The organism is Pseudomonas sp. JV245A, from assembly GCF_032424515.1.
GTDB lineage: Bacteria > Pseudomonadota > Gammaproteobacteria > Pseudomonadales > Pseudomonadaceae > Aquipseudomonas > Aquipseudomonas protegens.
Genome location: NZ_VYKE01000078.1, coordinates 1 through 20,466, shown reverse-complemented (window position 1 = coordinate 20,466; position 20,466 = coordinate 1). Strand labels below are relative to the sequence as shown.

General features: G+C 61.3%; 21 protein-coding genes. 11 read left to right on the top strand and 10 right to left on the bottom strand.

What is annotated here, in order from left to right:
* Window positions 1-5: 5 nt before the first annotated feature.
* The 3 genes from F6S12_RS19870 to F6S12_RS19860 all read left to right on the top strand — a co-directional run bounded on the left by F6S12_RS19870 (window position 6) and on the right by F6S12_RS19860 (window position 2,952).
* Window positions 6-2,039, top strand: a complete 2,034-nt coding sequence (locus tag F6S12_RS19870) for an LTA synthase family protein (RefSeq protein WP_315869240.1) — start codon at window positions 6-8, stop codon at window positions 2,037-2,039.
* Window positions 2,040-2,398: 359 nt separating this feature from the next.
* Window positions 2,399-2,671 carry a CopG family ribbon-helix-helix protein gene (locus F6S12_RS19865; protein WP_102864761.1) on the top strand — a complete coding sequence of 91 codons (273 nt, stop codon included), beginning with the start codon at window positions 2,399-2,401 and terminating at the stop codon, window positions 2,669-2,671.
* A gap of 26 nt (window positions 2,672-2,697) precedes the next feature.
* A complete protein-coding gene (locus F6S12_RS19860; protein WP_243433848.1) occupies window positions 2,698-2,952 on the top strand; it encodes a type II toxin-antitoxin system RelE/ParE family toxin in 255 nt (84 codons plus the stop codon).
* A gap of 77 nt (window positions 2,953-3,029) precedes the next feature.
* On the opposite strand, the gene F6S12_RS19855 is transcribed toward F6S12_RS19860, so the two are convergent.
* The 3 genes from F6S12_RS19855 to F6S12_RS19845 form a co-directional block, all read right to left on the bottom strand.
* The gene (locus tag F6S12_RS19855) at window positions 3,030-3,422 is read right to left on the bottom strand and encodes a DUF6124 family protein (protein WP_315869239.1); all 393 of its coding nucleotides are present in this window, start codon (window positions 3,420-3,422) and stop codon (window positions 3,030-3,032) included.
* 290 nt (window positions 3,423-3,712) lie between these two features.
* The gene (locus tag F6S12_RS19850; RefSeq protein ID WP_315869238.1) at window positions 3,713-5,587 is read right to left on the bottom strand and encodes a DUF2075 domain-containing protein; all 1,875 of its coding nucleotides are present in this window, start codon (window positions 5,585-5,587) and stop codon (window positions 3,713-3,715) included.
* Window positions 5,588-5,611: 24 nt separating this feature from the next.
* On the bottom strand, window positions 5,612-5,995 hold the full coding sequence (locus F6S12_RS19845) for a nucleotide pyrophosphohydrolase (protein ID WP_210458396.1): 384 nt from the start codon (window positions 5,993-5,995) through the stop codon (window positions 5,612-5,614).
* 348 nt (window positions 5,996-6,343) lie between these two features.
* On the opposite strand from F6S12_RS19845, the gene F6S12_RS19840 reads away from it, so the two are divergent.
* The 5 genes from F6S12_RS19840 to F6S12_RS19820 all read left to right on the top strand — a co-directional run bounded on the left by F6S12_RS19840 (window position 6,344) and on the right by F6S12_RS19820 (window position 9,506).
* Complete coding sequence (locus tag F6S12_RS19840) at window positions 6,344-7,312, top strand: hypothetical protein (protein WP_315869237.1); 969 nt, start codon at window positions 6,344-6,346, stop codon at window positions 7,310-7,312.
* A complete protein-coding gene (locus tag F6S12_RS19835; protein WP_183000974.1) occupies window positions 7,312-7,998 on the top strand; it encodes a hypothetical protein in 687 nt (228 codons plus the stop codon). The genes F6S12_RS19840 and F6S12_RS19835 overlap by 1 nt, the downstream gene beginning before the upstream one ends.
* An 86-nt stretch (window positions 7,999-8,084) precedes the next feature.
* Window positions 8,085-8,567: a DUF4265 domain-containing protein gene (locus F6S12_RS19830; protein ID WP_183001025.1), complete on the top strand. Its 483-nt coding sequence runs from the start codon at window positions 8,085-8,087 to the stop codon at window positions 8,565-8,567.
* Between the two features lie 347 nt (window positions 8,568-8,914).
* Entirely contained in the window at window positions 8,915-9,232 is a 318-nt protein-coding gene (locus F6S12_RS19825) for a hypothetical protein (RefSeq protein ID WP_015636247.1), read from the top strand.
* Window positions 9,222-9,506, top strand: coding sequence for a helix-turn-helix domain-containing protein (locus F6S12_RS19820; protein ID WP_015636246.1), 285 nt, complete (start codon window positions 9,222-9,224; stop codon window positions 9,504-9,506). Before F6S12_RS19825 ends, F6S12_RS19820 begins: the two co-directional genes overlap by 11 nt.
* A gap of 187 nt (window positions 9,507-9,693) precedes the next feature.
* Here the strand turns inward: F6S12_RS19820 and F6S12_RS19815 are convergent, their stop codons facing one another.
* From F6S12_RS19815 to F6S12_RS19805, 3 genes are all read right to left on the bottom strand, one after another.
* Entirely contained in the window at window positions 9,694-11,877 is a 2,184-nt protein-coding gene (locus tag F6S12_RS19815) for a TonB-dependent siderophore receptor (RefSeq protein WP_315869236.1), read from the bottom strand.
* A 231-nt stretch (window positions 11,878-12,108) separates the two neighbouring features.
* The gene (locus tag F6S12_RS19810; RefSeq protein WP_053152634.1) at window positions 12,109-12,387 is read right to left on the bottom strand and encodes an Arc family DNA-binding protein; all 279 of its coding nucleotides are present in this window, start codon (window positions 12,385-12,387) and stop codon (window positions 12,109-12,111) included.
* A 215-nt stretch (window positions 12,388-12,602) separates the two neighbouring features.
* On the bottom strand, window positions 12,603-13,994 hold the full coding sequence (locus F6S12_RS19805; RefSeq protein ID WP_015636243.1) for an aldehyde dehydrogenase family protein: 1,392 nt from the start codon (window positions 13,992-13,994) through the stop codon (window positions 12,603-12,605).
* A 101-nt stretch (window positions 13,995-14,095) separates the two neighbouring features.
* Here F6S12_RS19805 and ptrR point away from each other — a divergent pair, with 101 nt between their 5' ends.
* Window positions 14,096-14,974, top strand: coding sequence for a putrescine utilization regulator PtrR (ptrR, locus tag F6S12_RS19800; RefSeq protein ID WP_015636242.1), 879 nt, complete (start codon window positions 14,096-14,098; stop codon window positions 14,972-14,974).
* Between the two features lie 146 nt (window positions 14,975-15,120).
* Window positions 15,121-15,363 (top strand): hypothetical protein, encoded by a 243-nt coding sequence (locus F6S12_RS19795; RefSeq protein WP_015636241.1) that lies wholly within the window; start codon window positions 15,121-15,123, stop codon window positions 15,361-15,363.
* Window positions 15,364-15,427: 64 nt separating this feature from the next.
* On the opposite strand, the gene F6S12_RS19790 is transcribed toward F6S12_RS19795, so the two are convergent.
* From F6S12_RS19790 to F6S12_RS19775, 4 genes are all read right to left on the bottom strand, one after another.
* Window positions 15,428-16,048, bottom strand: coding sequence for a LysE family translocator (locus F6S12_RS19790; RefSeq protein WP_011062117.1), 621 nt, complete (start codon window positions 16,046-16,048; stop codon window positions 15,428-15,430).
* Window positions 16,049-16,261: 213 nt separating this feature from the next.
* Window positions 16,262-17,290, bottom strand: a complete 1,029-nt coding sequence (locus tag F6S12_RS19785) for a hypothetical protein (protein ID WP_053159604.1) — start codon at window positions 17,288-17,290, stop codon at window positions 16,262-16,264.
* 187 nt (window positions 17,291-17,477) lie between these two features.
* On the bottom strand, window positions 17,478-18,506 hold the full coding sequence (locus F6S12_RS19780; protein WP_053159391.1) for a hypothetical protein: 1,029 nt from the start codon (window positions 18,504-18,506) through the stop codon (window positions 17,478-17,480).
* A 104-nt stretch (window positions 18,507-18,610) separates the two neighbouring features.
* Window positions 18,611-19,609 (bottom strand): bile acid:sodium symporter family protein, encoded by a 999-nt coding sequence (locus F6S12_RS19775; RefSeq protein ID WP_015636235.1) that lies wholly within the window; start codon window positions 19,607-19,609, stop codon window positions 18,611-18,613.
* An 85-nt stretch (window positions 19,610-19,694) separates the two neighbouring features.
* Here F6S12_RS19775 and F6S12_RS19770 point away from each other — a divergent pair.
* Window positions 19,695-20,466 (top strand): helix-turn-helix transcriptional regulator (locus F6S12_RS19770; RefSeq protein WP_315869235.1); only part of this gene is annotated, 772 nt, incomplete at its 3' end.

Sequence of the window (20,466 nt, the reverse complement as noted above, 5' to 3'; positions counted from 1 at the left end):
CAATGATGGGCGGGTTGCAATCACGCCGCTTGCGCTACGGCGTGGGCGCAATCGGGCTGGTATTCGGCTTGCTGGCACTGCTGCGGCTGCTGTTCGCCGTGGGGTTTTCCGAGGTGGACCTGAGCGCCGCCGACCAGCGCGAGGCCATCCTCCAGACCCTCGGCATCGGCCTGCGCTTCGACCTGCGCCTGACCTTGCTGATACTGCTGCCCCTGGCCCTGCTGGCCTGGCTGCCGCGCTGGAACCTGCTGCGCCAGCCAGCCCTGCGCTGGCTGGCCCGGGCCTACCTGCTGCTGGTACTGGGCGGGGTAGGGCTGCTGTACATCATCGACTTCGGCCACTACGCCTACCTCGGCGTGCGCATCAACGCCACGGTGCTGCGCTACCTGGACGACGCACAGATCTCCCGGCAAATGCTCTGGGAAAGCTACCCGGTGCTGTGGATCGTCCTCGCCTGGGGCAGCGCCCTGGCCCTGTGCTGCTACGCCTTGCTGCGCCTGGAACGCCTGACCCTCGACCGCCCGGCGCAAACCCTGGGCCGCTGGTCCCTGGCCAGCGTCAGCGTCCTGGGCATCGCCGCCGTGTTCCTCGCCCTGCTGGGCCGGGTAGAAAACCTCAACCTGGAAAACCCCGTGCCCTTGCGCTGGAGCGATGCCTACTTCTCCGGCAACAGCCAGATCGCCGCCCTGGGCCTGAACCCCGTGCTGTTCTTCTACGACACCCTCAAGGCCGGCCAAGCCCAGTACGACGAAGCCCAAGTGCGCCAACACTACCCGGCCCTGGCCCGCTACCTTGGCGTCGACTACCCGGACCCGCAGCGCCTGAGCTTCACCCGCCAGCAAGGCGTGCAGCCGTACCGCATCGACCGCCCCCGGCCGCCCAACGTCATCTTCGTCATGCTCGAGTCCCTCGGCACCAGCGCCGTGGGCGCCTACGGCAACCCGCTCAACCCCACCCCCAACCTCGACCGCCTGGCCCGCCAGAGCTGGTTCTTCAAACACTTCTACGTCCCGGTCACCGGCACCGCCAAGACCGTGTGGGCCAGCATCACCGGCGTGCCCGACGTCACCCGCCAAGAGACCGCCACCCGCCAGCCCCTGATCACCCGCCAACACAGCCTGATCAACGCCTTCAGCGACTACCACAAGCTCTACCTGATCGGCGGCAACGCCGGCTGGGCCAACATCAACGGCCTGATCCGCCAGAGCATCGACAACGTGCGCCTGTACGACGAAAGCCACTGGCAATCGCCCCAGGTGGACGTCTGGGGCATCTCCGACCTTGACCTGTTCAAGGAAAGCGACCGCCTACTGCGCGCCATCCCCCAGGACCAGCCGTTCTTCGCCTACCTGCAAACTTCCGGCAACCACCGCCCGTTCACCATCCCCAAGGACAACGACGGCTTCCAGGCCCAGGACCTGCCCCTGGAACAAGTCCAGGCCGCCGGTTCCCGCAGCCTGGAGCAATACAACGCCGTGCGCCTGCTGGACTTCAACATCGGCCGCCTAATGGAGATCGCCAAAGCGGGCGGCTACTACGACAACACGATTTTCGTGTTCTTCGGCGACCACAACACCCGCATCAGCCAGATCCCCCACATGGCCCCCGCGTTTGAACAGCTAGGGCTGGAAAGCAACAACGTACCGCTGCTGATCCATGCCCCGGGGATGTTGCAGCCCAGAGTGTTCGAAGAAGCCGTCGGCCTCGCCGACCTGCTGCCCACCGTAGCCGGCATGGCCGGGATGCCCTTCACCAATGGCGCCATGGGGCGGGACATTCAACAGCCTGCACCGGAAGGGGAGCGGGTGGTGCCGTTGGTATTGAGGGAAGGGACGTTTCCCGTGATTGGCGGCGTGACCAAGGACTTTTTGTTGCAGATGCAGCACGACGGCAGTGGCGCGACCTTGCATGATTTGGCGTCGAGCACCCCGCGTGAGGATGTGGCGCAGGAGCATCCGCAGGAGTTTGAGAGGTTGCTGGAGTTGACGCGGGGGATGCATGAGGGCGCGCGGTTGATGTTGTATCGGAATGTGCGGTGACACCGCGTAGTCATCGGTTGACGCCAGCCCGTGTAGGAGCTGGCTTGCCAGCGAAGGCGGCCGAAAGACCGCCTGAACTCTATTTAATAGGTAACCAGTTCAAGGCTGAATTTGCTGGTGGTTAGGCGATTGAGCGCTATATCAAGCGCCTGATCATCGAACAGCCTGTTCTTGCGAGCAGCAGAAGTTAGAGGGAGACGGGGTAAATCAGGCTTATTTTTAAATACATATCTGTGCCCCACCTGTCCTCCCAGGCCAGTGCTGCGTGACATTATCCGCGCCTTCGGCGCATGGACAGCTGCGTTGGGTGCCTGATACCTTATCGAAAGGTAATACCTTTAGATAACAAGGGTTCGGCAATGGCCACTTCTATCAAGATTGATGACGAGCTAAAAAAGCGCATTCAGCATCTGGCGGGACTGCGTCAACGTTCGTCCCACTGGATTATGCGCGAAGCAATAGCGCAGTACGTCGAGCGCGAGGAAGCCCGTGAGGGCTTCAAACAAGAAGCGTTGGCGTCTTGGGCGGCGTATCAGGAAACGGGTCGGCATCTGACCGGCGAAGAAACTCGGGCCTGGCTCAATACCTGGGGTACCGAGGCTGAGGCGGAGCTGCCTAAGTGCCACGATTGATTCTCACCGAAGGTGCTGCGCAAGGGTTGGAGCGTTGTCGCCAGTTTCTAGTCGAGAAAGGCCCGCTGATCGCTCAACGAGCTGCCCAAGTGATTGAGCGTCAAATCGCTCGACTGGAGGAAGACCCAGAAATCGGTCGTCCCTTTCCAGAACTGCCGGAGCTGCGCGAGCTGATCATCGAGTTCGGTGATTCGGGTTATGTCGCACTCTACCGGCATGAGCGTGCGGATGATGCTGTTTACCTACTTGCCTTTCGGCATCAGAAAGAAGCCGGTTACTGAGTTTTCGTCGCAAGCTGTTTAGCGCTTCAATCAGATGGCAACGGAGTAAGTCACGGCTTACCCCGTTTTCTCCTTCCTCAGCTTTGCTGAATGTTTTCTGCCGGTCTATTGGCATCCAGCAACGAATCCACCACCGCTCTAGCCATCTCCACCGAATGAATCATCGACCAAATCAACCCACGCTCCACACCGCTGGCGCGCTCGGTGATTTCATCGCTGACCTGTACCGCACAGTCCAGCAGCAACGACACATGCACCAAGGCTTCTTCGGCATTGATGCCGGGGCGGACACTGAACATGAATTGATGACCTACTGACGTAGGCACGGTGTCTTTCAGGCTATTGAGGATCGAGGTTTCGGCGCTATGCGTGGCCAAGGCCAAGCGAATTCGCTGGGTGTCGATATCGTGTTCGGGGGGTCTGAATTGCCCAGGTAAGGGCAGGGGCGGATCGAGAACGAGCTTTTTCATGGTGCATCTCCAATATTAGTGGGTGCGCCAATGTGCTATTTCGAGCTGCTAAACCCGATCACTGATGTGCAGCGATGGACCGAGCCTAGGCAGCACTTTTTGAAGTTACAAGGCGTTTGAACTCTCTAGGAAAAGTTGCTCAATAGAAAGGGACTAGTCTTACACGGAGTTGTGAATTGGGCAGTGAATATGGCACCTGAAAGGTAGAGAGGGGGGAGTCTTCGCTAGCCTTCCAGTGATAGCAGGATTGGGTACGCCATCACCGGAATAGGAAACCTGACTAACGACACCTACAAAGCTGACTCCCCCTCTGCCAGTCGGTTGGCAAAATATTGCGCCGTCTCTGGGTCGGTACAATAAAGGTAGCAGCCCTTCATTCCTCGGGTCATCAAGGTCCGATAGGTGTTCTTGATGATGAGATCAGTCTCTTGTCGCGTGAAGTCGGGCTGCTCTTTCATCAGCCTTTTCCAACCACGAATGGTCTTGTCGTATTTGTCTCGCGCTTTGGGGGATGTCACTACCTTTCCATCGCGCACGATCAAATCTGGCCCGATGATCACACCGATATAATCCACCTCTAGCCCTTGGCAGGTGTGAATGCAGCCGACCTGATCCACAGATTTATCCGCGATGATCCACAGACTGCCGTCTTGATCCAGATTCCATTGGCGGGCGTAGTGTTCACCGATTTCAATGTCTTTGGCTTTAGGGTCTTTCTTGCTGCTCCATGGCCAGCAATAACCCGCGACGACACGCGCCTTGTTTCCGTGGTTCTTTTGTTCGATTGCCTCATGCATTGCTTGTGGCGAGTCGAACACTTTGAACTCGTATTCACTGGCATCGAGTATTGGGTTCGCGGTTTTGCGAATGCCCAGGACGTCATCTAGCCATGCCAGGTAACCATCGGAGCCACTGCAACGGAATTGGGAGGACAAGGTGTACTCCTCCACCGTTGCCCCTCGGGCCTTAGCGAACTCTCGGATTGCTTGTTTGCTGCCAATATCCTTAAGGGTTACGCGTTGATCTTCGTCGATAAAGAACACTGAGCATTTCGCGGACCCAATCAGTTCTTTGATCTGGTTTTCACCCTCGTTGCCATAAAACCCGCTTTTCTCATTCAGCCTGTGAGCCTCATCAATGATCAGCGCGTCGTAAAAGTCAGGCTTGATTTCGGTATAAGCCCCCGAACCGGAGAAAAGGCTGGAGAACTTGGTGGGTTTGACAGTGCCGACCAGTTTCTTTTCGTACACGGCACGTGGGGCGGCATTTTTTGAGACATACCTGCTCATCAGTCTTAAGGCCGTGAGCCTGACCAACAGGTTGATGGCTACTACTGTCTTTCCGGTACCAGGGCCCCCCTCAATGATCAGCACCTTCGGAGCATCGGCAGAGGCCTCTGCGACCGCCGCAAGTACTGACTCGAAGACGGTCTTTTGATCATCAATCAGAACGAACTCAGGCTTACCTTCCATTAGCCCAGTTAGTGCTTCAGCCAAAGCCTTGGAGGGGCGGCTTTTACCGCTAGAAAGCTCGTAAAGAACTTCTTGGTTGTCGCCGTAATAGATGTGCTGTTTGAGGAAGCTTCTCAGTTTCGTCAGCTCGTCAGGACCTTTTAGGAACAAAGGCGCTTTGCTGGTATAGGCATCGTAGTGAGCCGAGTTGATAACGCCATCGCTGACATAGTTATGCAGGTAAGCGCACGGGTGGACTTTGATGCCTTGGTCATAGACGGCTTCATTGAAGCCTTCCAGCAAAGTGGCGTAAGACCACACCTGATAGGAAGGATGAATGGTTTCAACATGACTGGCACCCAGCGCGGTTTTTACGATCGCATCTTTACTGGTGGCGCTGGCTTTGCTCCATTGCTTCAGTTCCACCAACACGGCATTTTTACCCTGGTGCTGGTCGTGGCCTGTTAGCAAGAAATCGATACGTTTCATGGATTGCGGAATATGTAGCTCAATGGCTACTCCGGCATCCTCCGGCAGGTCCTTGTCTCTTAAGACCTTGGCCATGTAAGTGAGCGATCCCTGCCAAGATCGGATCTCTGAAGCCGCCACTTTCTTGCCAGTAGCCTCTTTGAAGTGCTTGAGGATCACCTCTTCAATATCGTTGTTGTCGCAAACGTCGAGGAATTGTTGTTTGGTCGCCGAGTAAACGATCACAAGTGGTCCTTAGAGCCCAGGGGGTCAGAGTTGGTCGTACTTCTTGCTGGTGCTTTTGGCTTTGTCGACGGGGTACTTCTGGCCGTTCAACGCGAGTTTGTTTGTCACCGCCTCGTTTAGATCGACGCCCAGCACCGTGCTTAGTCGCACGAGGTACATGAGTACGTCGGCCAATTCATCTTTCACGGCTTGAGCGGTTTCTGGACGTTTGGCTGCATCCTTGGCGTCGGCTTCGCTCATCCACTGGAAAATTTCGCAGAGCTCGCCGGTTTCACCGGTGAGGGCTAGGAGCAGGTTTTTGGGGGAGTGGAACTGTTGCCAGTCGCGATCGTCTGCGAAGCGCTGTAGAGCAGTTGCTAGGCGATGGGTGTCGATTAGTGCTTCAGTGGGGGCAACTAGAGTGCTCACAATCTTGCCTCGTAGTTTGACTACAGCTGGCGCGACTGAGAGCTGTGTCAGAAATGGGAAGGAAGATTGTAGGAGATTTCGATTTTTGAGTAAGGTTTTTTACCGGTACTCGTTGAATTACGGTTCGGAGCTTGTTCAGCCGCCAAAACGTATCCATTTTCTAAAGCAAACAACACCAAATGGGACAGTGTTGCCAGAGGATGTTGGCTAAAAAATGATTGTACTGTTTGAATACAGAGCTATTTAACCTTTAAAGGTTTTAGCAGCGTGAAAACAAACCTATTCCGGGGCTGACGTCCTAACTTTTGCTATCCTGCGCCCCTTTTCCCCACCGCAAGGAGCGCAGGCATGACCCAGCCCATTGGCAGCAGTTCACAAACAAGGGCTAGCCAACAGCGTCACCTGCCACACCTCCTGTTCCGCCTGACCGCCGCACTCTTGCTCGGCCTCGGGCTCATCACCCCAACCGCCCAAGCCAACCCCACCACCACCTACCGCGGCACCCTCGGCTCCACCCCGGTTGAACTGGCGCTCACCTACGACTCCCAATACGGCGGCGGTATGTCCGGCTATTGGTTTTCCGAGTCCGAGCGCTTGCCCATGGCGTTGGAGTCCACGCCTTTCCATCCCGGCTCCGCGCTCTTGATCAACATCATGGACAACCCGACTCTGCCGGCGACGGCGGTGTCGTTGCAGCCGTTCGCCGAGGGGGCGCAGGCGTTGCAGGGCAGTCTGGTGGATCTGCGCACGGGCACGCAGCAGCCGTTGCAGTTGCAGCGGGTGACGCGCTTTGGTGGCAGTCAGCGGGAGGCGTTTGAGGGGGAGTTGCTGCAGCCGGTGTTCGATCGGGATTTCTATTTCAGTGTGCATGCCGCGCGCAAGGCCGGGGAGGAGGTGGCGCGGGTGGACAGTATTCGAGTCATGAGCCGCACCACCGGGCGGCGGGTGCAGGAGATCAGTGGGCAGTGGTGCCTATCTTCGGTGGGGACCAAGACCCTGACCTTCGGGCATTTTCAGGATGAGGCGCGGATCGATTTCCAGGCCCAGAGCTATCGCGTGGCCGAGGAGGATGGCCGGCTGTGGTGTTCGCCCACTCAGTATTATCTGTACAACCGTGAAGGCAGGAAGTATCTGCGCCACGCGCAGTTGGAGCAGTTCGCGTTGGACGGTACGTTGCGCTTTTCCCCCAGTGGCCAGATGGAGTTCAGCAAGCAGGACTTTATCAATTACGACCAGCGCACTCGGCGTTGGGATTATTACCGGGTGATCAGCCCTGATCGGCTGGAATATCTGTCGTCGGGCGAGGAGCGTTTCTGATGCGTGGGTTTGATGTTGCTCGGGGGCTGGTGGTGCTGGTGTTGGCGCTGTGGCTGTTGCCGGCGCAGGCGTCCCATGGGGTGTATGAGGGGACGTTGGGCAAGCAGGCGATTGTCTTGACCCTGGGTAGCCAGAATGCGGTCTACCAGGGCACCTATGCCTATCAGCGCTATCGCACGCCGATCCGCCTCAAGCCGACCTTCAGTTACAGCAACAAGGTGCTGGCCATGGATGAGCTGGACGAGCAGGGCTTGCCGGTGGCGCGTCTGCAGTTCAATGACTTGCTGAACTCCCGCCAGCAGGAGCAGGTGCGCGGCACCTGGACCAGTTATCGCACGGGCAAGTCCTTGCCCATTGCGCTGAAGCTGGTGGGGCTGGTGGATTCGGATCGCTCGTGGCCGCAGCCGGTCACCACGCTGTTGCAGAGTGCTTCCACCAAACGCTGGTATTTCCAGGTGCCGATGCCGGGCAATGATCAGCGGATTACGACGGTGGAGGTGATGGACAAGGCCACCGGCAAGTTGCTGGTGAGCCTGGCGATCGCGGCACCGGGCTGTCCGAATCAGGGGGTGGATACCTTGCAGTTGCAGGGTGAGGGGGAGCAACTGCGGATTGCTTTCAAGGACTGCACGTTTCCGGGGTTTCGGTGGAATGAGGGCGGTGGGAGCTTTGCGCCGTTGCCTTGAGGCCCGTTCGTTTGCGCCCTTTGGGGACGTGGCGGCTGGTGGATTAGATGAGTCTGGTGTTGAACCTGGAAGTGGTGGAGCCTCGTATGGATGACAAGCAATCCCCTGTGCTGATTCAGGTGTACATGGCCGATGACGATGGCGCCGTTCGCGAGGAGTTGCTGGCGCGGCGCATCGATGAGGATACCTACGAGTTGCTGTCTTCACCGGGGCTGGCACAGAACCTGGCGCGGGGCGATATCGTTTCCATCCGCAATCCCGATGCTCCGGCGCAAGTGCTGAAACGGGGCGGGAATTTCTGCATTCAGATCTATGCCGATTACATTGATCCGGCGGTGATCAGTGCGCTTGAAAACGAGGTCGCTGGTGAGCTGGGTGGAACCCTGGATGGGCTGTTCGAGGGGAACCTGTCATTCGCTGTTCCTGCAAGGAATGGCATGGACCGTATCAATGCGGTGTTCGATCGCTTCCGCGAGCAAACCGGGATCGAGTGGTACTACGCCAATGTCTATAAAAACCTCGACGACGATGAGGATGAGACGCTGTTGAACTGGTGGTTGGACGTGTGATCCTCCTTGGGGCTGCCGCCAGAGCGACCAAGTAACCGACCAAGTAACCGATCAAGCAGGTTGGCAGCTTCGAGTCATTGCAGAGTGACGCGCCTTGGTTTACCACGGCTCTCTTGAGGACACCTTCGCCGGTAAATCGGCTCCGAGCCTGTAAGGCAAATCTGTATTTTCGGTAAGCAGTGGCTGCCCTCGATGATTGCGACCACCCTCGGTGATGAGTAGATCAAACGTCCACCCCTTGCGATGCCTGGTTGCGGCAGGGGTATTGGTCTTTCCAGCGCCAGCAGGTTGTGTCGGACGAATGCCTGTCTGTTCGTCTGTACGGCCTTGCCGTAGATGGTGGAGCCATGTATACCGTTATCGAAACCGAGGTCTTCAAGCGCTACGCCGAGCCTATCTGGAATGACGCCGAGCGCTTGGAATTCATCACCTGGTTGGTCGCAGACCCATGGGTTGGAGACGTCATCCCCGGTACCGGAGGGCTGCGCAAGGTGCGCTGGTCTTGCAGTGGCATCGGCAAGCGCGGCGGCACACGAGTCATCTACTACAACCTGCTTTCGGAAGGTCTTATTTGGTTGCTGATCGTCTACACCAAGGCGAAGTTAGACAATCTGCCCATCGGCTTTCTGAATCAATTGAAAGAGGGAATCAGTCATGGACCATGAACTGCAGCAGTTTCAGAAGGATTTGCTGACTTCGGTGGGCCAGATGAAAGCCGGCAAGGCGGCGCGTGCAACGGTGGTAAAACTGTCCGGGGCGGCAGAGGCCCGGGCTAAGGTGGGGCTCTCTCAGAGTGCGTTTGCCACGCTGTTGGGGGTCAGCCTGCGTACACTGCAGGATTGGGAGCAAGGCCGGCGCCAGCCGACAGGCGCGGCTCAAACGCTGCTGCGTGTGGCCAGCCAGTACCCTGAAGCCTTGCGGGCTTTGCAGCCGGTTTGATGGCGAGTAGACCAGGCGCTGACAAGTCGGTCTTGATGACCGGCTTTTTTGTGCATGCCTGACAGATTCGCATAGTCACTGGTTTGCCAGCGAAGGTGTCCTTGAGACCGCCTTCGCCGGCAAGCCGGCTCCTACAATACAGCGGCTAACTTGAGAGGCGTATTCTCGCTGGGCGGTTGGCGCTGCATCAGAAATTCACCGAAGCACTCAACCGAGCCGTCAGCGGCGCGCCCTGGAACAGGTAGTCGTCGCCCATGTATTCCCCGGTGTCGCGCCAGTAGCGCTTGTCGAACAGGTTGTCCACGGTCAGGCGGAACACGGTGTCGTAGCCATCGATGCGGGTGCTGTAGCGGCTGCCGATGTTGAAGATGGCGTAGGCGCCGGTGGCGACGTTGCCCTGGTGGTCGGCGTATTGGCTGCCGCTGTATTGCATGCCGCCCAGCAGGGCCAGGCCGTCGAGCCAGGGCAGGGCGTAGTCGCCCTGCAGGCTGGCCCGCAGGCGCGGGACGTTGAGGGTCTGGTGCCCCTCGTAGGCCGGGGTACCGGTGCCCTCGACCCGGGAGCGGATCGCCGCGACGCTGGCGGCAATCTGCAGGCGTTGGGTGGCCCAACCGTTGGCGGAGAGCTCCAGGCCAGTGTTCTTTTGCTGGCCCTGCTGGACGTAGGTGGACCCCCCGGAGGCATCGGGGCGCGAGTACTGGTAGGCCTGGCGCATCTGGAACAGGGCGGCGGTAAAGCTCATGCGCTGCCAGTCGTACTTGACCCCGGCTTCGATTTGGCGGGAGACGGTGGGGGCCAGGGTGTCGCCATTGTTGCTGGCGAACCAGGGTGCCTGGCCACCCAGGCTCAGGCCCTTGCTGTATTGGGTGTACAGCGAAATGTTGTTGAGCGGTTTGTAGATCAATGCGGCCTGGGGCAGGAACACATAGCGTTGGGTGTGGCGATCGCGCACGCCGTCCTTGTCGAAGCTCTCTTCGTCCAGGCGTACTTCGCGCCCGCCGAGGACGGTCTGCCACTGTTCGTTGAAGCTGATGCGGTCGCTGAGGAACAGGCCGTATTGGCGGCTGTCCAGGCGTTTGTGGGTGTCGTTGAGGGCGCCGTCGTAGCGGCCGAAGTTCTCAGGCTCGCTCTGGATATTGCCCGTGCCAATCCATTGATTGATGGACTCGCGCCGGTCCACTACACGGCGAAACGCACTGGTTCCCACGCTCAACTCATGGCCCAGGCCTGCGGTGTCGAAACGACCATTGAGCACCGCCTGCACTTCATCGTTGCGCCGGGTGTCGTCGGGGCTGCGGAAGTCGTAGATGTCGTAGTTGCCTTCGGGGCTGAAGTAGTTGCCGTTGGCATTGATGCAGCCGGTGGTACAGCCGCCCCAGGCAAACGAACTGTAGTCATCGATCACCACCTTGCTGCGCGACGCACTGAGGTTGCCCTTCCAGTCATCGTTGAAGCGGTACTCGAAGTTGCCGCCGATGTTCAGCGATTCATTGGTCACCGGCTTTGACCCGCTCTGGTGCCCCAGGAGTCTTTTCGGCGAGGCGTGGTGGGGCAGGCTGGAGCCCCCCAGCAGTTGATAGCCCGGTGCCGAGCGCTGCTGCTTGTTCTGGTATTCGATGTCCAGTTGCAGCAGGGCGTCGGGGCTGATGTTCCAGTCCAGGGCCAGGGAGGCGAAGTCGCGCTGGCCATTGGTGTGCTCGACGTAGGAGTGCAGGTCTTCATGGGCCAGGTTGGCACGCAGGCCGAACTGCTGTTCGCTGCCGAACCAGCCGCCGACATCGGTGGCCAGGTAGCCGCTGCCGCGGTCGTCGGTGGAAACGGTCACCGAACGAATGTCCGTGGGCCGCTTGGTCACATAGTTGATCAGTCCGCCGGGCTCGCTGACCCCGCTTTGCAGGCCGGAAAGGCCCTTGAGCAATTCCACCCGCTGCTTGTTTTCCAGGGCGACGTTCTGTTCGCCGGTGATGGTGCGGTTGTTGATCTTGTAGCTGCTGGCGGCATTCAGCGAGAAGCCGCGCACCTCGAAGTTTTCGTAATAGCCCACCGGCGCGTAGCTCTGGCCCACCGAGGCATCGTTCTTCAGCACGTCGCTGAGCAGGCGGGCCTGCTGGTCGAGGATCATGTCTTCATTGATCACGCTGATGGAGGCCGGGGTATCCAGCAAGGGCGCTTCGCTGAAACCACCCACCGAGGCGCTGTCGACGCGATAGCCGTAGGGCTCTTCGCCGCTGACGGTCTGGGTCGGCAACTGGGTGCCCGCGGCGTTGGCCACGGCGCTGCTGCCGGCCAGCAGCAGGCCCAGGGTCAGGCGGTTGAGGGGCAAAGCTGAGCTGCAGGTGCGCGCGGGGGCAGTCGGGTGAATCCGGCTCATGAACAATCCTAGAAGGCGACGCGGCCCCATGGCAGAAGCCGGGGGAGGTTCCTGGGAAGGCTAGGAGCGTCGACCTGCGTGTGTAGTGAGGAACAGCGGGGGAGCCCTGCGGGCATCAGGTCAGGGCCTGGCGGTTGCCGCTGGGTACTGTCGGGCAGGCGCCATCATACAAGCTGCAGCGAGGGGGTAAAGGCGGAAGAGGCAGAAGATCGCGTGGCGGGAGTGGCCGCTTCAAGTCCTTGCGTAACAAGGCCGTGGGCAATCCTGCTCGGGCTCCGGGTGGCCCATCTGCAGGTACTTGATCCGCTCCTCCATGGAATCGACCTTGCGCAGCAGCAGGCTGATGAGTTTCTCATTCATCTCACGGGTTTCATCGACGACCAGGGACTTTTCCAGGCGGTCGACGATTTCATTGTTCATGCTGCGGTTTTCTCGTTTGGCAATGTGTTTGAGCTGGTTGTGCAGGTCGCCTGGAAGACGAACGATGAACTTTTGCAGGGAGGAGCACATAGCGGACCTCAGAGTAATGCCAAAGAGCAGCATCATAAGAATGAGGCAGGCTTGCTTGCTTCAAGAAAATTCTTAAAAGAATGAAAAATCGGCGATTTTTCATTAGGAAAGTTCTGATTCGCACCAGAACCGGCCTCTAATCCGATTAAAAAGCGGACCTGATTCAGGTCCGCTTTTCACCGGGGTCGTTCAGCCTATGACGTGGTCACCGAGCCTCAACGGCGATCCAGCCACACCGTCTGCGCATTGCAGAATTCGCGTACGCCAAAGTGCGACAGCTCGCGCCCGAAGCCGCTTTTTTTCACTCCGCCGAAGGTCACCCGGGGGTCGCTGGCGCTATAGCCGTTGATGAACACGCCGCCGGTTTCCAGCTCGTCGGTCATCTGCCGGGCCCGTTCCAGGTCCTGGGTGAAGATCGTGGCGGTGAGGCCGAACTCGCTGTCGTTGGCCAGTTCCAGGGCGTGTTGCGCATCCCGGGCGCTGATGATGGCGGCCACCGGGCCGAACAGTTCCTGCTTGAAGGCGGTCATCTGCTCGGTGACGTTGGCCAGCACCGTGGGTTGGTAATAGTTGCCGGCGCCTTCGACCTTGTCGCCGCCCAGCAGCAGGGTGGCGCCTTCGGCCAGGGTCGCCTGGACCTGCTGGTGCAGCTCGTCACGCAGGTCGAAGCGGGCCATGGGGCCGATGTAGGTGTCGCTGGCCAGCGGGTCGCCCATGACCAGGGCGCGGGTGGCTTCGACGAATTTGCGGGTGAACTCCGCGACCACCCCTTGCTCGATGATCAGGCGCTTGGCGGCGGCGCAGACCTGGCCGGTGTTCTGGTAGCGGCCGATCACCGCGGCCTTGACCGCTTGGTCCAGGTCGGCGTCGTTGAGCACGATAAAGGGGTCGGAGCCGCCCAGTTCCAGCACGCATTTCTTCAGCGCGGCGCCGGCCTGGGCGCCGATGGCGATGCCGGCGCGCACGCTGCCGGTGAGGGTCACAGCGGCGATGCGGCGGTCGGCGATGGCGCTGGATACGCCGTCCGGGGTGACGTTGAGCAGCTCGAACACCCCTTCAGGGAAACCGGCGCGCTGCATGGCGTCCAGCAGCAGGTAGGCGCTGCCCATGACATTCGGGGCGTGCTTGAGCACGTAGGTGTTGCCCGCCAGCAGCGCCGGCACCGCGCCGCGCAGCACCTGCCAGATCGGGAAGTTCCACGGCATCACCGCCAGGAGCGGGCCCAGGGGCCGGTACTCGATGCGCGCCTTGTCGTTCTCCACCAGGGTTGCTTCCGGGGCCAGCATGGCTGGGCCGTGCTCGGCGTACCACAGGCACAGCTGGGCGCACTTCTCGATTTCACCGCGGGCCTGGGGCAGGGGCTTGCCCATTTCCAGGCTGATCATGCGGGCCATGGCCTCGCTGTTGTCCCGCAGGGCCTGGGCCAGTGCGTTCAGGCGGCTGGCGCGCTCGGCGATGCTCTGGCGTTTCCACTGGGCGAAACCAGCGGCGGCACGGCTCAGCGCGGCGTCCTGCTCAGCCTCGGACTGGTAGGGGTAGGCGCCGATCTGCTCGCCAGTGGCGGGGTTGATCGACAAGGCGTGGGTGTGGCTGGAAACAAGGCTCATGGCACCGTCCTGCTCGGGTGGGAATGGCGGCAGGTTACGGTGCTGGATCTTTGCTGAAAACTGAATAATATTGAGCAAGTCGTTCACGTTTGGAGAATGCCGTGGATCTGGTCCAGCTGGAAATTTTCAAGGCCGTTGCCGAGCAGGGCAGCATCAGCGCCGCCGCGCAACTGATCCACCGGGTGCCGTCGAACCTGACCACCAGGATCAAGCAACTGGAGCAGGACCTGGGGGTGGAGCTGTTTATCCGCGAGAAGAGCCGCATGCGCCTGTCCCCCGCCGGCTGGAATTTCCTCGACTACGCCCGGCGCATTCTCGACCTGGTGGCCGAGGCGCGTCTGACCGTGGCCGGCGAGGAGCCTCAGGGACCGTTCGCCCTGGGCTCGCTGGAAAGCACGGCGGCGGTACGCATCCCGGCGCTGCTCGCGGCCTACAACCAGCAGTACGCCAAGGTGGAACTGGACCTGTCCACCGGACCCTCCGGGACCATGATCGACGGCGTGCTGTCCGGCCGCCTGGTGGCCGCCTTCGTCGACGGCCCGGTGCGCCACCCGGCTCTGGAAGGGCTGCCGGTGTTCGAGGAGGAAATGGTGCTGATCGCCCCGCTGGGGCATGCGCCGATTACCCGGGCGCGGGAGGTCAACGGCGAAAGCATCTATGCCTTTCGCGCCAACTGCTCCTACCGTCATCACTTTGAAAGCTGGTTCACCCAGGACGCCGCGGTGCCGGGCAAGATCCATGAAATGGAGTCCTACCACGGCATGCTGGCCTGCGTCAGCGCCGGCGCCGGGCTGGCGCTGATGCCCCGCAGCATGTTGGAAAGCATGCCCGGCTGCGCCACGGTCAGCGTCTGGCCGTTGTCCCCGCGTTTTCGCTTCCTGCGCACCTGGCTGGTCTGGCGGCGCGGCACCGTGTCGCAAAGCCTGAGCAGTTTCGTGAAGCTGCTGGAAGCGCGGGGCGTGGTGCTGGCCGAGGGGTGAATGGCGGGGGCGGGCAGATCGCCTGTGCTGTCCAGCCGTTGTGTGCGAAAGCGCCCCCGGCAGCCATTAATGTCCTTGTGCAATGGCTGCGCAGGGCCGATGTGTGTAGGCTTTTCGGCCCTTGCCTAACCCCTGGACACTGAGCCATGACCGATCAGCTTTGCCTGGTATTCGTACCTGCGTTGGTGGCCTTGCTGCTGAATGCCGAAAACACCAAGGGCATGCCCCTGACCGAGGCCGAAGTGCTGGAGATTCGTGATAACGCCGCCTGTATCGCGTTGCCGGTGGCCGTGGCGCTGAGCATGGAAAACCAGCGGGGTTACCGCGATCTGGTGGCCGAGAACTGCTGGGAACAGTGGCAACAGTTTAGGAGCGAGGCGCAAGCCTGAGTGGCGGCCTTGGCGTGATCTCGTGAGTTTGTCGGGGGCGTTGGCAGTGGCTGGGAGCGGCTTCTCAGCGCCTGCTCAAGGCCAATCGAGCGGCAAACAGTACGAAGATCATCCCTGTGGTGCGGTCCATCCACTGGATCACCTTTTCCCGCTGCAGCACACCGGCCAGGGGCCGGGTGGCGGCGATCAGCAGTAGCGACCAGACCAGCCCCAGCACCACGTGAATGCTCACCAGGCCGAAGGTCCAGGCCACCAACGGCTGGCCCTGGGGAATGAACTGCGGCAGAAAGGACACGTAGAACACTCCCACCTTGGGGTTGAGCACATTGCCCAGCATGCCCTTGAGAAACCAGTTGGTGCCGGGGTCGCTGTTCGCGCCTGTGGGAGCAAACGAGTGGCGCGGGCGCAGCAGCATGTTCAGTCCCAGCCAGGCGAGGTAGGCGGCGCCGCAGTACTTCAACAGGTTGAAGGCCAGTTCCGACACCGCTATCAAGGCCCCCAGGCCGAAGGCCACAGCCGCGCCCCAGATCAGGCAGCCGGCATTGATGCCCAACGCCGCGCGCAGCGCCTGCCGCCGGCCTTCCACCGTGGCGGTGCGCAGCACCAGGGCGGTGTCCAGGCCAGGGGTCAGGGTCAGCAGCGTGGCGGCCAGGGTGAAGGCCAGGAGATTCTCAGTGATGGACATGGGGCAGGGTTTCAAGCTTTGGGGGTGGCGAACGTTAGCACAGCCGTGGAGTGCCAATGCGCGCCACGGGTGCGGGTGATCACGGAAGGGGCGGTGAATCTGTAGGAGCGAACTTGCATCGCGATGCTTTCGAAAGCGCCGCAGGTTTCCTGCGAGTGCGCGTTATCGTTGACGTCCTTCGCGAGCAAGCTCGCTCCTACGAGAGGGCGGCGGTCAGTACGGGTCACGGGGTTCCGGGATGCCCAGTAGCAGTTGTCGAGCTTCGAGCTGTTTGTCCACGGCGCGTTTGCCACTGATGAGCTTGAGGTGCTGCACGCTGGGCGGCAGTTGGCTGTCGATCAGTGTCAGTGCATCCAGCTGAGGAGCCTTGATGATGCGCAGGTCAGCGATGTTCGAGGTTTTCAGGCCGCTGAGTTCCCCCAGGGTCTTGAGGTTGATCAGGCTCATCTTGCGCAACTGCGGCGCCCCGGCAAGGTCCAGTTGGCTCAATTGCGCCTGGCCCTCGATCTTCAGCACGTCAAGCTGTGGAAAGCCGTCCAGGTCCAGGCGGTTGAGGCCACGCACGCGCATGATCTCCAGCTCCCTGACGTAGGGACTGTGCAGCTCGGGCATCTGCTCACGGCTGCTGAACGCCACCGACAGACTGCGCAGGCCGCTCATGCCGGCGACCATCCCCAGGGGTGTGTTGGCCGGTAGGCGATGCAGGCTCAGGGTATTGATGCTCGGACACTGGCTCAGAATCTCCAGGTCATGGCTCTGCGGGCTGATGTGCAGGCTCTGCAACTCGGGCATGCGGGCAATCGGCGCCAGATCGATGGTTGGGCCCTGGTCCAGGGAGAGCCGCAGGCTGTGCAGGTGTTCGAGGTTGGGCAGGGCCAGAAGCCCGGGCAGGTCGGCACGGAAGACTTCCAGGGCAAAATCCCTGAGCTGGTGCAGGCTGCCAATGGCCTGGAAATGTTCCAGGGTTTCGAGGCCGTCCAGGCTCAGCGAGTGGACGTTGGGCAGGGCGAGCAAGGTCCGGCCATCAAAACCTCTGCTCGAATAGTGGTTGTAGAAACGCACGGTGAGGCGCTCGCCATAACGCGCGCAGAGGGCATCGGTCTGTTTCAGCAGTGGGTAATCGTATTGCTCGACGCTGTGCCACTGAACGATGACTCGGGCCCGCGGATCGGCCTCCAGCCGGGCACCGACCTGCAGGCGCAGGTCGGCCTGGGTCGGTGCTTTGATTCGATGGGGAAACATCAGCGGTCCTTGATGATTGTCGCGCGGCATCATGCCATCACTCTGGGCTTGGCGTAACGCCGATAGCCAACGGGCCGCCGGGGCTGACGTGCTCGCGACGGTGGCAAGCACTGCGCAGGCTCGCGGTGAGTGCGGGTTATCGTTGAGGTGCTTCGCGAGCAAGCTCGCTCCTACGAGAGGGCGGCGGTCAGAACGGGCCGTGGGGTTCAGGAATGCCCAGCTGCTGTTGCCGGGCGTCGAGCTGTTTGTCCACGGCGCGTTTGCCACTGATGAGCTTGAGGTGCTGCACGCTGGGCGGTAGCTGGCTGTCGATCAGTGTCAGCAGATCCATCTGTGGGGCCTTGATGATGCGCAGATCAGCGATGTTCGAGGTTTGCAGGCCGCTGAGTTCCCCCAGGCTCTTGAGGTTGATCAGGCTCAGCTGGTGCAGCCGCGCCAGCCCGGCGAAATCCAGCCGGCGCAGTTGCGCCTGGTCTTCGATCTTCAGTACCTCAAGCTGTGGAAAGCCATCCAGTTGCAGTTGGTGGAGGCCGCGCACCCGCAGGATCTCCAGATCCGTGACCTGGGGGTTGCGCAACTCCGGCATGCTCTCGCGGCTGCCAAAACTCAGCGCCAGGCTGCGCAGCCCGGCCATGCCGGCCACCATGCCCAGGGTGGTCTTGGCCGGCAGGCGATGCAGGCTCAGGTGCCTGATGCTCGGGCACTGGCTCAGCACATCCAGCTGATGGCTCTGCACGCTGATGCTCAGGCTGTGCAACTCGGGCATCCAGCCAATCGGCGCCAGTTCAATCGCCGGCCCATTGTCCATGGACAGCCGCAGGCTGCGCAGTTGCTCCAGATTGGGCATGCTGAGCAGTTCAGGCAGGTCGGCGCTGATCACCTGCAGGGCAAACTCCCGAAGCAGGGGCAGGCGGCCGATGGCCTCGTAGTGATCCAGGGTGTCGAGGCAGTCCAGGCTCAGGGACTGCACATGGGGCAGGGCCAGCAACACCCGGGCATCGAACGCGCTGCCCGGATAGTGGCTGTAGAAACGCACATTGAGGCGCTCGCCGAAACGGGCGCAGAGCGTGTCGAGCTGACTCAGCAGTTCGCCGTCGTACTGTTCGGCCTTGGCGAACTGGACGATGACCTGGGCCTGGTCATCGGCCTCCAGCCGGGCGCTAACCTGCAGTTCCAGGTCGGCCTGGCTGGGGGCTTGAATTCGATGGGGAAACATCAGCGGTCCTTGATGATTTTCGCCGCGGCATCATGCCATTGCGCGATCTTCACCGCCATCTGCGCGCAGGCCCGGCCAGCCGCCGGGCCGCCTTGCAGGAAAGGCTACGGGTCGACCTGGCCCATCAGCTCGGCCACCGATTCCGGGCGCTTGGCGTAGCGCTGGGCCAGCACCGCGCAGACCATCAGCTGGATCTGGTGGAACAGCATCAGGGGCAGAATCAGCACGCCCATGGTGCTGCCGGCAAACAGCACCTGGGCCATGGGCACGCCGGTGGCCAGGCTCTTTTTCGAGCCGCAGAAGAGGATGGTGATGCGGTCTTCCTGGTCGAAGCCGAACAGCTTGCCGAGAAAGCTCGACGCCAGCAGCACCAGCGCCAGGAGGACGCAGCAGGCCACCACCAGGCCGGCCAGTTCCCACAGCGGGATCTGGTGCCAGATGCCTTCGTTCACCGCTTCGCTGAAGGCGCCGTAGACCACCAGCAGGATCGAGCCCTGGTCGACGAAGCGCAGCCAGTTCTTGTTGCGCCCGACCCAGGCGCCGATCCAGCGTCGGGCGATCTGCCCGGCGATAAAGGGCAGCAGCAACTGCACGCTGATCTTGAGGATGGCGTCCAGGGTCGAGCCGCCTTCGCCGTGCACGTTCAGCAGCAGGGTCACCAAGAGCGGGGTGAGGAAGATCCCGAACAGGCTCGACGCCGCAGCGCTGCAGATGGCTGCCGGGATGTTGCCCCGGGCCAGGGAGGTGAAGGCGATCGCCGATTGCACCGTGGCCGGCAGGGCGCACAGATACAGCATGCCCATGTACAGGTCGTTGCCCACCAGCGGTGACAGCAGCGGCTTGAGCGCCAGGCCCAACACGGGAAAGAGGATGAAGGTCAGGCTGAACACCAGCAGGTGCAGGCGCCAGTGGCCGGCCCCGGCAATGATCGCCTCGCGCGACAGCTTGGCGCCGTGGAGGAAGAACAGCAGGCCGATGGCGATGTTGGTCAGCCAGCCGAAACCTATGGCCACCTGGCCGCTGGCCGGAAGGAAACTGGCCAGCAGCACCACGCCGATCAGGGTCAGGGTGAAGTTGTCGGGCAAAAGACGCGAGCGAGTCATAGCGGGATCATCCGGGGGTTGCCAAGTGCGGTGGGGCGACTCTAACGTGGCTGCGTTTTACCGACTAACGCCAAGGAGCCAGTTAATGCCGCCTAAAGGACATGAAAAGATCGTCCGGCGCAGTATTCCCGGTTTGCCCAGCCTGCCGCGGCCGGTGTACGGGCGCACCGAATCCTTGCCCAATCGCGCCTTGACCCGGCGCCACAGCCACCCGTGGGTGCAATTGTCCTACGCCATTGCCGGGGTGCTGGAGATCCAGACCAGCGGCGGGCGCTTTATCGCCCCGCCGCAACGGGCGGTGTGGATTCCCGCCGGGGTGCCGCACCGGGTGTTCAGCTCGCCGCGCACCGAGATGCGCAGCCTGTACCTCGATTGCAGCGTTACCACCTGGGCGGCGCCGGACAGCTGCCAGGTGCTGGCGGTCAGCAGCCTGCTGCGGGAGTTGATCCGCGCCTTCAGTGAATTGCCGGTGGAATATGTCGAGGACAGCGCCGACGGGCGCCTGGCCCAGGTGCTGCTGGACCAGTTGGCCGCCGCGCCGCAGTTGGACCTGATGCTGCCGCTGCCCCACGACGTGCGCCTGCGGGCGATCTACCGCAGCCTGCAGGCGCACCCGGAGCAGGCCACGACGCTGGGCCAGTGGAGCCAGAAGCTCGGGGTGACGGAGAAGACCCTCAGCCGCCTGTTCCTCAAGGACACCGGGCTGACCTTCCGTGCCTGGCGCCAGCGCCTGCGCCTGCTGGGCGCCCTGACTCCCCTGGAGCAGGGCGAGCGGGTCACCGATGTGGCGCTGGCCTGTGGTTATGACTCGACCTCGGCATTTATCGCCGCCTTTCGCCAGCAGTTCGACGCCACCC

What these genes read in the sequence shown, in the direction of transcription:
- F6S12_RS19795 (WP_015636241.1), top strand. Translation starts at nt 15,121, where the DNA reads ATGACCGATCAGCTTTGCCTGGTATTCGTACCTGCGTTGGTGGCCTTG.
- F6S12_RS19870 (WP_315869240.1), top strand. Translation starts at nt 6, where the DNA reads ATGGGCGGGTTGCAATCACGCCGCTTGCGCTACGGCGTGGGCGCAATC.
- F6S12_RS19820 (WP_015636246.1), top strand. Translation starts at nt 9,222, where the DNA reads ATGGACCATGAACTGCAGCAGTTTCAGAAGGATTTGCTGACTTCGGTG.
- F6S12_RS19815 (WP_315869236.1), bottom strand. Translation starts at nt 11,877, where the DNA reads ATGAGCCGGATTCACCCGACTGCCCCCGCGCGCACCTGCAGCTCAGCT.
- F6S12_RS19780 (WP_053159391.1), bottom strand. Translation starts at nt 18,506, where the DNA reads ATGTTTCCCCATCGAATTCAAGCCCCCAGCCAGGCCGACCTGGAACTG.
- F6S12_RS19790 (WP_011062117.1), bottom strand. Translation starts at nt 16,048, where the DNA reads ATGTCCATCACTGAGAATCTCCTGGCCTTCACCCTGGCCGCCACGCTG.
- F6S12_RS19775 (WP_015636235.1), bottom strand. Translation starts at nt 19,609, where the DNA reads ATGACTCGCTCGCGTCTTTTGCCCGACAACTTCACCCTGACCCTGATC.
- F6S12_RS19830 (WP_183001025.1), top strand. Translation starts at nt 8,085, where the DNA reads ATGGATGACAAGCAATCCCCTGTGCTGATTCAGGTGTACATGGCCGAT.
- F6S12_RS19785 (WP_053159604.1), bottom strand. Translation starts at nt 17,290, where the DNA reads ATGTTTCCCCATCGAATCAAAGCACCGACCCAGGCCGACCTGCGCCTG.
- F6S12_RS19835 (WP_183000974.1), top strand. Translation starts at nt 7,312, where the DNA reads ATGCGTGGGTTTGATGTTGCTCGGGGGCTGGTGGTGCTGGTGTTGGCG.
- F6S12_RS19855 (WP_315869239.1), bottom strand. Translation starts at nt 3,422, where the DNA reads ATGAAAAAGCTCGTTCTCGATCCGCCCCTGCCCTTACCTGGGCAATTC.
- F6S12_RS19825 (WP_015636247.1), top strand. Translation starts at nt 8,915, where the DNA reads ATGTATACCGTTATCGAAACCGAGGTCTTCAAGCGCTACGCCGAGCCT.
- F6S12_RS19805 (WP_015636243.1), bottom strand. Translation starts at nt 13,994, where the DNA reads ATGAGCCTTGTTTCCAGCCACACCCACGCCTTGTCGATCAACCCCGCC.
- F6S12_RS19810 (WP_053152634.1), bottom strand. Translation starts at nt 12,387, where the DNA reads ATGTGCTCCTCCCTGCAAAAGTTCATCGTTCGTCTTCCAGGCGACCTG.
- F6S12_RS19865 (WP_102864761.1), top strand. Translation starts at nt 2,399, where the DNA reads ATGGCCACTTCTATCAAGATTGATGACGAGCTAAAAAAGCGCATTCAG.
- F6S12_RS19840 (WP_315869237.1), top strand. Translation starts at nt 6,344, where the DNA reads ATGACCCAGCCCATTGGCAGCAGTTCACAAACAAGGGCTAGCCAACAG.